Annotated in this window: 14 protein-coding genes; 7 read left to right on the top strand and 7 right to left on the bottom strand. The window is 60.5% G+C overall.

Annotated elements, in window-relative coordinates; translation table 11 throughout:
- From ACO1VH_RS08950 to ACO1VH_RS08940, 3 genes are all read right to left on the bottom strand, one after another.
- Complete coding sequence (locus ACO1VH_RS08950) at window positions 1–501, bottom strand: MarR family winged helix-turn-helix transcriptional regulator (protein WP_486244152.1); 501 nt, start codon at window positions 499–501, stop codon at window positions 1–3.
- Entirely contained in the window at window positions 498–1,979 is a 1,482-nt protein-coding gene (locus tag ACO1VH_RS08945; RefSeq protein WP_486244151.1) for an efflux transporter outer membrane subunit, read from the bottom strand. Before ACO1VH_RS08945 ends, ACO1VH_RS08950 begins: the two co-directional genes overlap by 4 nt.
- A 245-nt stretch (window positions 1,980–2,224) precedes the next feature.
- Complete coding sequence (locus ACO1VH_RS08940) at window positions 2,225–2,509, bottom strand: DUF378 domain-containing protein (RefSeq protein ID WP_486244150.1); 285 nt, start codon at window positions 2,507–2,509, stop codon at window positions 2,225–2,227.
- Between the two features lie 264 nt (window positions 2,510–2,773).
- Here ACO1VH_RS08940 and hpf point away from each other — a divergent pair, with 264 nt between their 5' ends.
- Window positions 2,774–3,193 carry a ribosome hibernation-promoting factor, HPF/YfiA family gene (gene hpf, locus ACO1VH_RS08935; protein ID WP_486244149.1) on the top strand — a complete coding sequence of 140 codons (420 nt, stop codon included), beginning with the start codon at window positions 2,774–2,776 and terminating at the stop codon, window positions 3,191–3,193.
- On the opposite strand, the gene ACO1VH_RS08930 is transcribed toward hpf, so the two are convergent.
- Window positions 3,179–4,078 (bottom strand): DMT family transporter, encoded by a 900-nt coding sequence (locus tag ACO1VH_RS08930; protein ID WP_486244148.1) that lies wholly within the window; start codon window positions 4,076–4,078, stop codon window positions 3,179–3,181. The genes hpf and ACO1VH_RS08930 overlap by 15 nt on opposite strands.
- A gap of 286 nt (window positions 4,079–4,364) precedes the next feature.
- On the opposite strand from ACO1VH_RS08930, the gene ACO1VH_RS08925 reads away from it, so the two are divergent.
- From ACO1VH_RS08925 to ACO1VH_RS08915, 3 genes are read left to right on the top strand one after another with little or no spacing between them, the layout of a single operon-like run.
- Window positions 4,365–5,036, top strand: a complete 672-nt coding sequence (locus tag ACO1VH_RS08925; protein WP_486244147.1) for a (2Fe-2S)-binding protein — start codon at window positions 4,365–4,367, stop codon at window positions 5,034–5,036.
- Window positions 5,036–6,016 (top strand): FAD binding domain-containing protein, encoded by a 981-nt coding sequence (locus tag ACO1VH_RS08920; RefSeq protein ID WP_486244146.1) that lies wholly within the window; start codon window positions 5,036–5,038, stop codon window positions 6,014–6,016. The genes ACO1VH_RS08925 and ACO1VH_RS08920 overlap by 1 nt, the downstream gene beginning before the upstream one ends.
- Before the next feature lie 28 nt (window positions 6,017–6,044).
- On the top strand, window positions 6,045–8,279 hold the full coding sequence (locus ACO1VH_RS08915) for a xanthine dehydrogenase family protein molybdopterin-binding subunit (protein WP_486244145.1): 2,235 nt from the start codon (window positions 6,045–6,047) through the stop codon (window positions 8,277–8,279).
- 146 nt (window positions 8,280–8,425) lie between these two features.
- On the opposite strand, the gene ACO1VH_RS08910 is transcribed toward ACO1VH_RS08915, so the two are convergent.
- Together ACO1VH_RS08910 and ACO1VH_RS08905 are read right to left on the bottom strand one after the other, a co-directional pair.
- A complete protein-coding gene (locus tag ACO1VH_RS08910) occupies window positions 8,426–8,641 on the bottom strand; it encodes a hypothetical protein (RefSeq protein WP_486244144.1) in 216 nt (71 codons plus the stop codon).
- Between the two features lie 44 nt (window positions 8,642–8,685).
- Entirely contained in the window at window positions 8,686–9,843 is a 1,158-nt protein-coding gene (locus ACO1VH_RS08905) for a methyltransferase (protein WP_486244143.1), read from the bottom strand.
- Here ACO1VH_RS08905 and ACO1VH_RS08900 point away from each other — a divergent pair.
- From ACO1VH_RS08900 to ppnN, 3 genes are all read left to right on the top strand, one after another.
- Window positions 9,842–10,192 (top strand): hypothetical protein, encoded by a 351-nt coding sequence (locus ACO1VH_RS08900; protein WP_486244142.1) that lies wholly within the window; start codon window positions 9,842–9,844, stop codon window positions 10,190–10,192. The genes ACO1VH_RS08905 and ACO1VH_RS08900 overlap by 2 nt on opposite strands.
- Window positions 10,193–10,285: 93 nt before the next feature.
- On the top strand, window positions 10,286–11,278 hold the full coding sequence (locus ACO1VH_RS08895) for a DnaJ C-terminal domain-containing protein (RefSeq protein WP_486244141.1): 993 nt from the start codon (window positions 10,286–10,288) through the stop codon (window positions 11,276–11,278).
- Window positions 11,279–11,436: 158 nt separating this feature from the next.
- On the top strand, window positions 11,437–12,807 hold the full coding sequence (gene ppnN, locus ACO1VH_RS08890; protein ID WP_486244140.1) for a nucleotide 5'-monophosphate nucleosidase PpnN: 1,371 nt from the start codon (window positions 11,437–11,439) through the stop codon (window positions 12,805–12,807).
- Between the two features lie 147 nt (window positions 12,808–12,954).
- Here the strand turns inward: ppnN and ACO1VH_RS08885 are convergent, their stop codons facing one another.
- Window positions 12,955–13,674: a pseudouridine synthase gene (locus ACO1VH_RS08885; protein WP_486244139.1), complete on the bottom strand. Its 720-nt coding sequence runs from the start codon at window positions 13,672–13,674 to the stop codon at window positions 12,955–12,957.
- Window positions 13,675–13,727: the final 53 nt, after the last annotated feature.

Raw genomic sequence — 13,727 nt, 5'->3', positions numbered from 1 at the left:
TCACTGCGCCTCCGCTTCGAGATTGGCGAGCTGGCGCTTCAGCAATTCTTCATGCTGGCGCAGATCGCGTTCGGCGATGCCTTCATAGGTGCGATGCAGAATCGCCCAATGTTCCGGCGACAGCTGCTCGACGCGCTTGCGCCCTGCCGCCGTCAGCGAGATCGTCACGCTGCGGCGATCTTCCACGCCGGAGCGGCGCTTGATCAAGCCCTGCTGTTCCAGCTCGTTACAGATGCGCGTCATGTTGGCCGGCTTTTCCGAGCAGGCTTCGCCCAGATCGGACGCGCGCTGCGTTTCGTTTTCCGAGCCATACAGCACCATCAATGCAGTGAAGCTGACGTTCGTCAGTCCGTGCTTTTTCAGCACGGCGTTCAACTGGTCCTGCGAGCGTTTCTGGATGTGATAAGCCAGACGGCTCAGGGTCACCAGCTGCCCCGGATAATCCGGCATGCGTTCGCTGCAGCGCGCAATGCGGCCGGCCGTACTGTCGAATGCGCTCATGGCTGCTCCGTTTTCGGTTGATCGTCGCCCGTTTTGGTTGCCTGCACCGGTTCGGGTTGATAGCCGCCGCCCAGCGCCAGCATCAGCGCTGCATGGCTTTCCAGCATGCGCGCGGCGATCCGCGCCTGCAATTGCTCCTGCGACAGCAGCCTGACTTCGCTGTTCAGTAATACGAGAAAGTCAGCCAGGCCTGCGGCGAATCCCTTGCTCGCCAACGTGCGGGCATGCTCGGCCGTGGCGACCGCCGCATCGTTCATCTTCTTCTGCTGCTGCAGCGATTGGGCAGTGACCAGCGCATTGGAAACGCTTTCCAATGCATGGATGACGGTGGCGTTGTAGTTCTCTACCGAGGCGTCGTAGACGGCGGTGCGCGCACCCAGATTGCTGCGCAGGCGGCCGCCGTCGAAGATCGGCAGAGAGATTGCCGGACCGATGCCGCGTATCGCCGATTCGTTGTTGATGAAACGGCTGAAACCGACCGACTGAAATCCGATGAAAGCCATCAGGTTGATGTTGGGATAAAAGGCTGCCTTGGCCGCATCGATTTCACGCGCAGACGCTTCCACGCCCCAGCGTCGCGCCGCCACGTCGGGACGGCGCCCGATCAGATCGGCCGGCAGCGTCGACGGCAGGCTCAGCCAGTCGTTGTTCTCCAGTTTCATCGTCGGCCGCGCGATCTGCGTGCCGGCGGATGGTCCCTTGCCGGTCAATGCAGCCAGTTGATTGCGCAGCAGGATGATTGCTTCGTCGTACTGCTCGACCTGGATTTGCAGCGGCGGAATGGCAGCTTCCAGTTGCGTGACGTCCATCTCCGTCGCCAAACCGACCGCCAGCCGCTTGCGCACGACTTCCAGGCCTTTTTCGCGATGCTTGAGCGTTTCCTCGGCGATATCCTTCAGCGCGAACTGCAGCGACAGCTGCACATAGGCGCGCACGATATTGTTTTCCAGCGCCAGCCGCGCGATCTGCGATTCGGCCTCGGCCACCTTTACTTCATTGATGGCAGCTGCCAGCGCCGAACGCTGCCTGCCCCACAGATCGAGATCGTAGGTCGCTTCCAGCGCAGCGCGGTTGTACCAGTCGACGTGGCCGGCCTGCGGCGGCGGGATGAAATCGTGTTCGGAAAACAGCTGGTAAGTCATCGCCGTCTTCGCCTCGACCTGCGGCATGGTTGCCGCTTCGGCGCCGCCGGCGATCGCCTGCGCCTGACGCACGCGTGCTTCAGCAATGCGCAGGTTCGGATTGCCGGCCAGCGCCTGATCGATCAGCGCATCGAGCTGCGGATCGCCATAGGCTTTCCACCATTGCGCCTGCGGCCACTGCGCTGCCTCGATGCCCTTGCCTGCCTGCTCCGTGCCGACGCCGCCCAGCGTATTCGCGTCCACCTGCTGCGACTGCGGCACGATGTGCCCCATGTCGGCGCAGGCGCCGAGCAAGGCTGTGCAACAAATCAGGCTGAGACTGGCAATCGTTTTCATCTTCGCGCCGCGTTCGAGTTGGGATGCTTTTTATTTTACTCCAAAATATTTTACTAATGAAATATAAATTTCTGAAATATTTACATCTGCCGTTGCACCTGCGTCGAATCCGACGCGAATCCATTATTTACCGGTAGAAACGGTGCGGCAAGATTGTCGAAAAGAAAACGGGAAAAAAGAGAAGCGATGCAAAACGGCGGTTGCCGGAAAATCCGGACAACCGCCGTAAACGGGGAAATTTGCGGTTATTTTGCTGCGGTTTTTCGCGCCCCCAGATGAAAGGCCATGTAGATGCCGTACAGTGCCGACAGGCCGACCAGCAGATAGATCAGGCGTGCGCCTGGTCCGTCGCCGAAAATCATGGCGACGACATCAATGTTCATCAAGCCGATCAGTCCCCAGTTCAGGCCGCCGAGAATCAGCAGCGCCAGCGGAACCCAGTCGGCTCCCGTCAATCCAGGTCTGACCGTATTTGTACGACGATCGAGCAGTTGGCGCCGTTCGACCATGGGAGTATCCAGTGTTGCCATGACGATCTCCTATATGTTGAATGTCGTGTTGCCTGCATTATCGATATTGATAGAAAACAACAATACCAACGGCCGATCCGTCGACCGCCTGCCCGCATTCTTCCACACCGTGCGGAAACATCCAGTAGGAAAACACCTTCAATCCTCGTCAGAATTCTTTTTGAGAGGAGCGCCGATTTACTGTTTTCTTCCGACGAAAACGTCGACAGGAACGATTGATGTGCCCCGCGTTCTACCGGTCATAACCTTTGCAAAGGAGAACGCATGAACATCCTGATTACCGGCCACCATCTGGAATTGACGCCCGGCATCCGCGAATATATCGTCGGCAAGCTGGATCGCATCGTCCGCCGTTGCGATCGCATTATCGAAATCGACGTCGTGCTGAGCGTCGATACGCTGCCCCAGAAGGAAATCCGCCAGCGCGCCGAAGTCACTCTGCGCCTGAAAGGCGAAACGCTGCATGCGGAAGAACACGCACAGGATCTATACGCTGCCATCGACGGTCTGGTCGAAAAACTGGACAGGCAGGTCGCCAGATATCAGGGAAAGATAAAAGACCATCGCCGCGAAAGCCCGAAGCGCATGCAGGGAGAAAGTACGAACGAAATCGGCGACGAAGATGCCGGCACGATTGCCGACGAAGCAGCAACCGCCAGCGAACCGCAATCAGCGCCGCGATGAAATCACGATGCCGCCGACGATTAGCGCGAACGCCACACCGTGATACAGGTGCGGCATTTCACCGAGAAAGGCCGATGACATCAGCGCCGCGAACAGCGGCGTCAGGTTGCTAAAGAAGCCGGCAATCGTCGGCCCTACGCGCTGCACGCCAATGCCCCAGCAGCGCAGCGCGATGATGGCCGGGCCGATGGCGACGAACAGCAAGGCCGCGGCCAGCGGCCAACCCCAGACGATTTGCTGCGCGCCGATCGCCCATTCTCCCGCGGTGAACAATGCCGACCAGGCGACGCCGAATGCCACCTGTGCCAGCAGGAAGGCCGCCCAGTCTTGCCGTATCTCCTGCGGATCGCGCGGCAGCGTCAGCAGCCAGCTGTAGAACGACCAGATGATGGCCGCGAGAATCATCAGCAGATCGCCCGGCACCAGCCGCATGGACAGCAGCACCTGCCAATCGCCGCGGCTCAGCACCAGCAACACGCCGCAGATCGACAGCACCGCACCTATCGTCTGCCGATGCGAGATGGACGAGCCGAAGAACATGCGTCCAATCAGCATCATCCAGACCGGCATGCTGGCCGCGACCAGTGTCACGTTGATCGGCGACGATGTATGCAGCGCCAGATACTGGAGTGTGTTGTACAGCCCCACGCCCAGCAATCCCAGCAGCGAAAAACGCTTCCAGTTCGGCCACAGCGCACTGCCGCTGCGAAACACCTGGCTTGCCAGCGGCAACAGGATCAGCATCGCAATCGTCCAGCGCAGCAGGTTCAGCGTGACCGGCGGCACCATCTCGTTGACCGTGCGGCCGACAATCGCATTGCCGGCCCACAACAACGGTGAAATCGTCAGGAACAGTACGGTGGACGGCGTGAGCTTCTGGGTCATTGATAAGTTTCCTGCAATCGAAAGGCGGCCAGTGTAGGACCTCAACCTGAGTTGAGGTCAACATCTGCATCGACCAAATGAAAAACGACCGCAGCGAGCTACAACAAAACGAAAGACAGAGAATACCGGATTACGCCTGCGCAATGTTTTTCCGGCATTGAACTTCACCTCGCATTCACGATCAATCGGGCTGAAACAGGCAATACCGGATACTCAATACCGATCCGCATCGACGACGCTCATGCCGATGCCGACGCTAACCCAATCGTTTCTACAGGCGGCGTTCATGGCAAATCAGGATTCCTCTTTCCCCCTCCCCGCGGCCGGCAACGCTCCCTCCCTGCCGTCGCAGCCGGCACGGCGTGATTTCCTCAAGCCGGTGGGCGCAGCCTCCGGGCTGGCGGTGACTGGCAACAATGCATGGGCGCAATCTGCACACACTGTGGAAGCGCCGGCAGCAGCGGCACAAAAAGCTGACGGCAGTCACGCCATCAACATCACGGTCAACGGCAAGATGCACACGCTGCAGGTGATGCCCAACGCCATCCTGCTGGACGTGATCCGCGACCAGTTGCAACTAACCGGCACCAAGAAAGGCTGCGACCACGGCCAGTGCGGTGCATGCACGCTGCACATCAACGGCAAGCCGATCAATTCATGCCTGTCGCTGGCCGTGTCGCACGACGGCGACACCATCACGACCATCGAAGGGCTAGAGCGCAACGGCCAGCTGCATCCGGTCCAGCAGGCATTCTGGGAACACGATGCGTTCCAGTGCGGCTACTGCACATCCGGCCAGATCATGACGGCCGTCGCCGTGCTGAACGATCCACACATCGGCAGCGACGACGCCAGCGTACGCGAAGCGATGAGCGGCAACATCTGCCGCTGCGGCGCCTATAAGAACATCCTCTCCGCCATACAGGATGCACGCGGAAAACTGAAAGGAGCCGGCTGATGCGCAACTTTGACTACACGCGTGCCGCCGATCCGGCTCAGGCCATTTCTTTCCATGCGCAACTTCCCTCTTCCTATCTTGCCGGCGGCACTACGCTGCTGGATCTGATGAAAATCGACGTGATGCGCCCACAGCGCGTCGTCGATATCACGCGGCTTGCGCTGGATCGCATCGAGCCGTTGCCCGACGGACGTCTGCGCATTGGTGCGATGGTCACCAATACCGCACTTGCGCAGGACGAGACGGTGCTGCGCGACTATCCGGTGCTGTCGCAGGCGCTTTTGTCAGGCGCCACCACGCAGCTGCGCAACAAGGCGACGACAGCCGGCAACGTGATGCAACGTGTGCGCTGCGGCTACTTCCGCGACGGCGTCTCCCCGTGCAACAAACGAGAACCGCATTCCGGCTGCGCCGCCATCGACGGCCATAACCGCAGCGTGCATGCCGTGCTCGGCACCAGCGAACACTGCATTGCCTCGCATCCGTCCGACATGTGCGTGGCGATGGCGGCGATCGGCGCGACCGTGCATGTGCAAGGCCCGTGCGGCGAACGCACGATCGACTTCCTCGATTTTCACCTGCTGCCCGGCAGCACGCCGTGGAAGGAACATGCATTGCAGGACGACGAACTGATCACGCACGTCGTGCTCGCATCGCCGATCGCCGGCAGTCGTTCCGGCTACCTGAAGCTGCGCGATCGCGCGTCCTACCAGTTCGCACTGGCGTCCAGCGCCATCATCATCGCAGTGGACGGCAGTACCGTACGCGATGCGCGCATCGCACTGGGCGGCGTCGCCACCAAGCCGTGGCGTGCGCGCAATGCCGAACAGGCGCTGATCGGTCAGACGATGACACCGGATACGTTCCAGCGCGTCGCCGCAGCAGCGATGCAAGGCGCAGTGCCGTACAGGCACAACGCCTACAAGATTCCGCTGGGCCAGCAGGCTGTCATACGCAATCTGCAAACCTTGGCTGCGTAACGACAGAAGCTCGACGATGGAGAACGGCATGACAGACAACAACATGATCGGTGCAGCCGTACGGCGCGTGGACGGCCGCCTCAAAGTGACCGGAGCGGCCATGTATGCGGCAGACCACTATCTGCCCGGCATGACCTACGCCTACGGCGTGTTCAGCACCATCGCCAGCGGCCGCGTACGCCGCATCGACGATAGCGATGCAAAGAAAGTGCCGGGCGTGATCGGCATCTATCATTACCAGCATTTCTCCAAACTGTTTCGCACCCCGAAGAACGCCTTTTCGCCACAGGACATCGCCAACAGCAGCAAGGTCGACGAGAGCCGGCTTCCCTTCGAGGACGATCGTGTCCATTACGCAGGCCAGTTCGTCGCGCTTGTCGTGGCAGACACCTTCGAGCATGCGCGCGAAGCGGCCTATCGCGTCAAGGTCGATTATGCGAAAGACAAACCTGTCGCCAATCTCGCGCAAAGTCTGCGCAAAATGGAGCCCAAAGCCACGCCGAAGAACTTCAGCAGCGGCAATGCCGCCAGTGCATTCAACAGCGCACCGCGCAAGGTGGATACCGTCTATGTCACGCCGGTCGAAACGCACAACCCGATGGAAATGCACGCCACCACCGCCAGCTGGAACGGCGATGCGCTGCACGTCTATGAAGCCACGCAAGGCGTCGTCATTCATCGCAACACGCTGGCGCGCATCTTCGGCCTGCCGCCGGATCGCGTGACCGTCGAGGCGCCGTTCATCGGGTCCGGTTTCGGCAGCAAGCTGTGGGCGTGGCCGCATTCGATCGCCGCCAGCGCCGCCTCGCGGCTGGTCGGCAGACCGGTGCAACTGGTCGTGCCGCGCGGTCAGATGTTTACCACCACCGGCCATCGGCCGGAAACGCAACAGCACATGAAACTGGCGACCGATACCAACGGCCGGCTGGTATCGCTGCAGCACGATTCGATCAACACCACATCGTTCACCGACACCTATGTCGAGAACTGCGGCGGCATGACGCAAGGCGGCTACAGCTGCCCGAACATGACCGTCACGCACAAGACCGCGCAGGTCAACCACGGCACGCCGACGTCGATGCGAGCGCCCGGTGCCGCGCCCGGCCTGTTCGCGCTGGAATCGGCCATCGATGAAATGGCGATCGCCAACGGCATCGATCCGCTGGAATTTCGCCGGAAGAATTTCGCCGAGACCGACGAAAGCGAAAAACTGCCATGGTCCAGCAATCATCTGCGTGAAGCCTATGACCAGGCCGCGAAAAAATTCGGCTGGGAAAAGCGCGATCCGCGTATCGGCAGCATGCGCGACGGCAATGAAATTATCGGCTACGGCATCGCGGCCTGCAGCTGGGATGCAATGCGCACACCGGCCGAAGCGCGCGTCTCGCTGCGCAACGATGGCACTGCGCATGTAACGTGTGCAGTGCAGGACATCGGCACTGGCACCTACACCGTGGCCGCGCAAACGGTCGCCAGTCTGACCGGCCTGTCGCCGGAACGCATCGTCGTGCGGCTCGGCGATTCGTCCTTTCCGGCGGGGCCGGTATCCGGCGGTTCATGGGCCACGGCCAGCGTGATGCCGGCCATCGCGCAAGCTACACGCCATGCACTGGATCAATTGAAAACGCTGGCTGTCGCCGAAGGTGGCAGCTTCCAGGGCGCCGACCAGGAAGAACTGACCGTAGGCAACGGCATGCTGAAACAAGGCGCGCGCGCCATCACCTTCGCGCAAGTGCTACAGGCGCAGAAAACCGCCAGCGCGGAAGGCCAGGGAAACACGATGCCCGAACAGGCCGGCAAGGTATCGTTCCGCTCGTTCGGCGTGCATTTCGTTGAAGTACGTTGGGACCCGGGCATTTCTCGCCTGCGCGTGGCGCGCGTGGTCAGTGCGATCGACGTCGGCCGCGTGGTCAACCGGACGACGGCAAGCAATCAGGTGGAAGGCGCCATCGTGATGGGCATCGGCATGGCGCTGTTCGAAGCAACCGAGTACGACGAACGCAGCGGCCTGCCGGTCAACAACAACTATGCCGAGTACGTGGTGCCTGTGCATGCCGACCAGCCACAGATCGACGTGATCCTGCTCGACTATCCGGATTACAAGCTGAACGAATTCGGCGTGCGCGGCATCGGCGAAATCGGCATCACCGGACTGGCAGCTGCCGTCGCCAATGCCGTTTACCATGCCACCGGCAAGCGCATCCGCACACTGCCGATCACCAACGACAAGTTGATGGATGGTGTGCCGGCCGTACATGCCTGACGATTACGACCGGCAAAACAGTGCGCCAAGTCAAACCAGCCGATTCGATACTTCGATCAAATTCAAATCCGGATCGCGGAAATAGATAGATGATCCAGATGGTCGATTTTCATTTTCCTCTCCGGCATCAGTCTCGCGATTGCGGCTCAGTGGTGATGGTGATGATGGATTTGACCGGTGGCGACAAAGGTCTCGACGGCTTCCCTGTCTCCCGTTGCATGGCGGCGCAGTTCGCCGCAATCGCAAATGCCCTGATACGGTTGCAGGTGTGTGCAGGCGGAAACCTTTTGCAGGCGCACCTGCACCGGCTTGCCGCACTTGGCGCATTTGAAGTTTAGAAAACGTGCCGGTTTGTTGGCCATGTGAATACTCCTTGATTCCTTGTATCGAAAAATCTTCCTGCCGTTCAGCGCGCCGCCAATCGCCACAGAGACGTGATTTCCTGCGAACGCGCTGCGTGCAGCGGATCGTCCGGATCGGTGGCGCGTCCATGCTGCGGCTTGGCATCGTGCCGGGCGATCACCGTCAAACCGGCATCCGCAATCATCTGCAGCAAGGCATCGCGCGATCGCAACCCCAGATGTTCGGCCAGATCGGACAGGATCAGCCAGCCCTCGCCGTCTTTTTCCAGATGCGCCGCCAGTCCGTCGAGAAAACCGCGCAGCATGCGGCTGTCCGGGTCGTAGATCGCGTATTCGATCGCCGCATTCGGCCGCGCGGGAATCCACGGCGGATTGCAGACAATCAGCGGTGCCCTCCCCGGCGGAAACAGATCGGCTTCGACGATTTCGACACGATCGGCATAGCCAAGGCGATCGATATTTTCTCTTGCGCAAGCCAGTGCGCGCGCATCCTGATCCGTGCCGATCACGCGCGCCACGCCGCGTTTTGCCAGCAGCGCCGCGATCACGCCGGTACCGGTGCCGATGTCGAAAGCCAGTTCGGTCGACGGCAGCGGCGCCGTCGCGATCAGATCCAGGTATTCGCCGCGCACCGGCGAAAACACACCGTAATAAGGGTGAATACGCGGTTGAATGTTCGGATCGCCATGCCCGGCCAGCGCAGCGATCGGCACGCCTTTCCTGCGCCATTCGTGCGCGCCTATCCAGCCCAGGATCTCGCGCAGCGATACGATGAAGGTGTTTGCATCGCCGCCGCAGGCCTCCGCACAGGCTTGACGAATGTCGGGTGCACGGCGCAACGGAATGGCGCCATCGACCACCTCGATCAGCAGCATGCTCAATGTACGGGCACGCTGCGACTGCAATTGGCGATGACGGTTGAAGGTATCGACCGGCGATGCAACAGCCGGGACTTTTTTCGGCTTGCGGTCGATGCGGCGCGTCAAGGCCTGCAGCAATTGCCGCGCATTCTGATAGTCGCCTCGCCACAGCAAGCCAGTGCCTTCGCTCGCCAATCTGAACGCGGTATCCGCATTCAGCGTATCGTCGGCCAGGACCACACGGCGCGGCGGCGCGGCATGGCGTTCCGATCGCCAGCGGGCGGAACGTGTTGCGCCATCCTCTTCCCAGACGATAATCGGTTCTTCGGGTTCTTCATTCATGGGCATGCGTCCTTCGTATGGGAAACAGCAAAAAGGGAAAGAATCATGCGCAATCCGGCAGGCAGGGGCAACAAAGCAAAGGCAGCATTGTGCGGCAATGCCCGCCAACGGAAAAGGAAGTTTTATCGGTGAAGGGAACGAAGCGGCCGCAATGCCTGTCCATTCGGGGGAGCATCGTTTCCATCCAGACAATATCCAGCCGGCAAAAAGCAGCGCAGCAGCACAAGAAAGCAATGCAGGAAACGGATGCAAAGGCTTGAAAATTGCCTATATTGAAACAGAACCATGCCGTCAACCGGCGTTCATTTGCATTAATTGGCAAGCAATAGTCGCCCTATTCTTCCATTAGCTGTCGCCGGAACATGTCAGAATGATCTCGCAGCACGCATGACAACAATCTCGACAGGATGAATAAACGCCAGGCTGCACGAACAAACAAAACATGAAATTCAAGGACTACTACGCAACGCTGGGCGTGCCGCCCGATGCCTCGCTGGATGCCATCAAGAAGGCATATCGCCGGCTCGCGCGCAAATACCATCCCGACGTCAGCCGCGAACCGCTGGCCGAGCTGCGCTTCAAGGAAGTCGGCGAAGCCTATGCTGTGCTGAAAGACCCTGAAAAACGCCAGATCTACGACCTGACGCCGCGCCCCTTCAGTTTCACCCGCCGCGAAACACCGCAAGCCGAGCGCCGCGCCGATCCTCCACGCGAAAGCGCCCGCCAGCGCGAATCGCGCCAGACACACGAAAAGACCGCCGGAACGGCTGGCGGTGCACGCCGCGAACGCCCGGAAAACTTCGGCAACATCCTCGACGAAATGATGGGCCGCCCCGATCTGCAGCCGCCGCGCCAGCGCAACATCAACGTGCACGGCAGCGACCAGCACGCCAAGGTGCAGATCGATCTGGAAGACACCTACCACGGCACGGCACGCAGCATCTCGGTGCCGACCTGCACGACCGACGATTACGGCATGCCGCTCGTTTCCAAGCGCACGTTGAAGGTCAGCATTCCGAAAGGCGTGCGCGCCGGCCAGACGCTACGCCTCGCCGGCCAGGGCTTCCCCGGCATGGGCGAAGGCAAGGCTGGCGACCTGTATCTGGAAGTCGTGATCCGTCCGCATCGCCGCTATCGCGTCGAGGGACGCGATGTCTATGTCGATGTACCGGTCAGCTCCCATGCCGCCATGCTGGGCACGACCGCCCATGTCTTCACGCCGGAAGGTTCGATCCAGCTGTCGGTGCCGCCCGGCACCATCGCCGGCCGCAAGCTGCGCGTGCGCGGCAAGGGCATTCCCGGCGAACCGGCCGGCGATCTGTACGCCGTCATCACGACGATCGCGCCGCCAGTTCATACGGTCGTCGCGCAGAAGGCTTATCGCGCGTTGAAGGCTGCCTTCGATTTCTCGCCGCGCACCAGCAACGGCCGCTGATTTCCGCATCCTGCATCGCCGTTCTGCGGCGATGCAACTTCCCTCTTGCTTCCCGCTTCTTTCTCGGTCGTGGCGCAACCCGCTATACTTGCCGGATCGCCTGAGCAAAATGCCTGGGCATCCGTGCACCGATTTTTCCAAGAAAAACAGCAAGCCTCATGACATACGACGTAGTCGATACGCAACTCTCCCCCGAAGGCCGTCTGGACGTTCTCTCCAAAGCCGAAGTCCACAGGCTGCTCGATACCCGCAACGGCGGCCTATACGAACTCTTCCGCAACTGCGCGCTGGCCGTGCTCAATAGCGGCAGCAGCACCGACAACGGCAAGGAACTGCTGGAGCGTTATCCGTCGTTCCAGATCGACATCATCGAACGCGAACGCGGCATCAAGCTCGACATCAAGGGTGCGCCCGCTTCCGCCTTCGTCGACGGCACGATGATCAAGGGTATCCACGAACATCTGTTCTCGGTGCTGCGCGACGTGCTGTTCATCCACGACGAAATCCTGCTCAACCCGACCTTCGATCTCGAATCGTCAGCCGGCATCACCGATTCCGTCTTTCATATCCTGCGCAACGCCAACGTGCTGAAACCGCACATCGACCCCAAGCTGGTCGTCTGCTGGGGCGGCCACTCGATCTCGCGCGAGGAATACGACTACACGAAGAAAGTCGGCTACGAGCTCGGCCTGCGCGACATGGATATCTGCACCGGCTGCGGACCGGGTGCAATGAAAGGGCCGATGAAAGGCGCGACGATCGGCCATTCCAAGCAGCGCATCGGCGGCGGCCGCTATCTCGGCATTTCGGAGCCGGGCATCATCGCGGCCGAAGCGCCGAACCCGATCGTCAACGATCTGGTCATCATGCCGGACATCGAGAAACGCCTCGAAGCCTTCGTACGCGCCGGCCACGGCATCGTCGTCTTCCCCGGCGGCGCCGGCACGACGGAAGAAATTCTCTACATCCTGGGCATCCTGCTGCACCCGGACAATGCCGATCTGCCTTTCCCGCTGATCTTCACCGGTCCGCTCAGCTCGGAAGATTATTTCCGCCAGATCGACCACTTCATCGGCATCACGCTTGGACCGGATGCGCAGAAGCTGTACGAAATCATCATCGACGATCCGGCACGTGTCGCGCGCACCATGCAGGACAGCGTCGCCGAAGTGCGCGCCTTCCGCAAGAACAAGGGCGATGCCTACTATTACAACTGGACGCTGAAGATCGACCATGAATTCCAGCAGCCCTTCGCGCCGACGCACGAGAATATGCGCAATCTGTCGCTGCACAGGAATCAGGAACGCCACCTGCTGGCGGCCAACCTGCGCCGCGCGTTTTCCGGCGTGGTAGCCGGCAACGTGAAGGAAAGCGGCATTCGCGCCATCGAGAAATATGGCCATTTCGAAATCAGCGGCGATCCGGACATCATGGAGCCGATGGATGCACTGCTGGCGGCCTTCGTGCTGCAAGGCAGGATGAAACTGCCGGGCACTGCCTACACGCCCTGCTATCGCATCATCAAATAAGGGAAACCGATTAAAGCATCGCTGGGTACGCCAGCGGTGCTTTAGATGCAAATTGCGTGGAATGCGCGTTATGAGATGCGGCTGCTTTTTGGGCGGTTACTTTTTTGCCGCATTTTCCATACGTTCTTCTTTCTCACTTCACTCTATTTAATCGAGCGGCTTCAACAGCGCCAGCTGTGCCTCATCGAGATAGGTCCACTCGCCTTCTGCCAGTTCCAGCGAAGCCAGCGTCAACCCGCCAATCGCCACGCGCGTCAGCGCCGCGCAATGATTGCCGGCCGCTGCCAGCATGCGCTTGACCTGATGGTATTTGCCCTGTTCCAGCACCATTTCGAGTTGATGCTCGCCCAGCATGCGGCAACTGACTGCCGCCAGAGGTGCCGGCTCGTCATGCAGCTGCACGCCTTCCAGCAATTGCGCGACCAGTTCCGGTGATACCGGATCGGCCGTCGTCGCCACATACACTTTGGGTACGTGCCGCTTGGGCGACGATTGCGCATGGATGAACGGTCCGTCGTCGGACATCAGCAGCATGCCGGTCGTGTCGTGATCGAGCCGGCCGACCGGCTGCAGTTCACGCCAGGTGAACTGTTCCGGCAGCAGCGTCAGCACGCCAGGATGATGGCTGGGCTTGCGCGAACATTCGAAATTGGGCGGTTTGTTCAGCACGATGTAGACGTGCTCGCGATAACGCCAGGTCTCGTCGAAGATCGTGAATTCCAGGCCGTCGGTCTCAAAGGCGGCCTTCCAGTCATCGACGACTTCACCGGCTATCGTTACTTCGCCGTCCGCGATCAGCGCGCGGCAGTATTTGCGGGTGCCGAATCCCTGCGATTGCAGGATGCGATCCAAAGTCAGTTTTGCCATGGGCGGCACTCTACCAGAATCTCCCGAAAGGCCGGGCTCCGATAGAATAGGCG

It is taken from the genome of Oxalicibacterium sp. (genome assembly GCF_057353965.1).
Note: the sequence above shows the minus strand (reverse complement) of the source record. Positions and strands in the feature narration are given on the sequence as shown.

Excerpts from the sequence above, each read along its gene's own strand:
- ACO1VH_RS08950 (WP_486244152.1), bottom strand. The coding sequence starts at position 501 with ATGAGCGCATTCGACAGTACGGCCGGCCGCATTGCGCGCTGCAGCGAA.
- ACO1VH_RS08945 (WP_486244151.1), bottom strand. The coding sequence starts at position 1,979 with ATGAAAACGATTGCCAGTCTCAGCCTGATTTGTTGCACAGCCTTGCTC.
- ACO1VH_RS08940 (WP_486244150.1), bottom strand. The coding sequence starts at position 2,509 with ATGGCAACACTGGATACTCCCATGGTCGAACGGCGCCAACTGCTCGAT.
- hpf (WP_486244149.1), top strand. The coding sequence starts at position 2,774 with ATGAACATCCTGATTACCGGCCACCATCTGGAATTGACGCCCGGCATC.
- ACO1VH_RS08930 (WP_486244148.1), bottom strand. The coding sequence starts at position 4,078 with ATGACCCAGAAGCTCACGCCGTCCACCGTACTGTTCCTGACGATTTCA.
- ACO1VH_RS08925 (WP_486244147.1), top strand. The coding sequence starts at position 4,365 with ATGGCAAATCAGGATTCCTCTTTCCCCCTCCCCGCGGCCGGCAACGCT.
- ACO1VH_RS08920 (WP_486244146.1), top strand. The coding sequence starts at position 5,036 with ATGCGCAACTTTGACTACACGCGTGCCGCCGATCCGGCTCAGGCCATT.
- ACO1VH_RS08915 (WP_486244145.1), top strand. The coding sequence starts at position 6,045 with ATGACAGACAACAACATGATCGGTGCAGCCGTACGGCGCGTGGACGGC.
- ACO1VH_RS08910 (WP_486244144.1), bottom strand. The coding sequence starts at position 8,641 with ATGGCCAACAAACCGGCACGTTTTCTAAACTTCAAATGCGCCAAGTGC.
- ACO1VH_RS08900 (WP_486244142.1), top strand. The coding sequence starts at position 9,842 with ATGGGCATGCGTCCTTCGTATGGGAAACAGCAAAAAGGGAAAGAATCA.
- ACO1VH_RS08905 (WP_486244143.1), bottom strand. The coding sequence starts at position 9,843 with ATGAATGAAGAACCCGAAGAACCGATTATCGTCTGGGAAGAGGATGGC.
- ACO1VH_RS08895 (WP_486244141.1), top strand. The coding sequence starts at position 10,286 with ATGAAATTCAAGGACTACTACGCAACGCTGGGCGTGCCGCCCGATGCC.
- ppnN (WP_486244140.1), top strand. The coding sequence starts at position 11,437 with ATGACATACGACGTAGTCGATACGCAACTCTCCCCCGAAGGCCGTCTG.
- ACO1VH_RS08885 (WP_486244139.1), bottom strand. The coding sequence starts at position 13,674 with ATGGCAAAACTGACTTTGGATCGCATCCTGCAATCGCAGGGATTCGGC.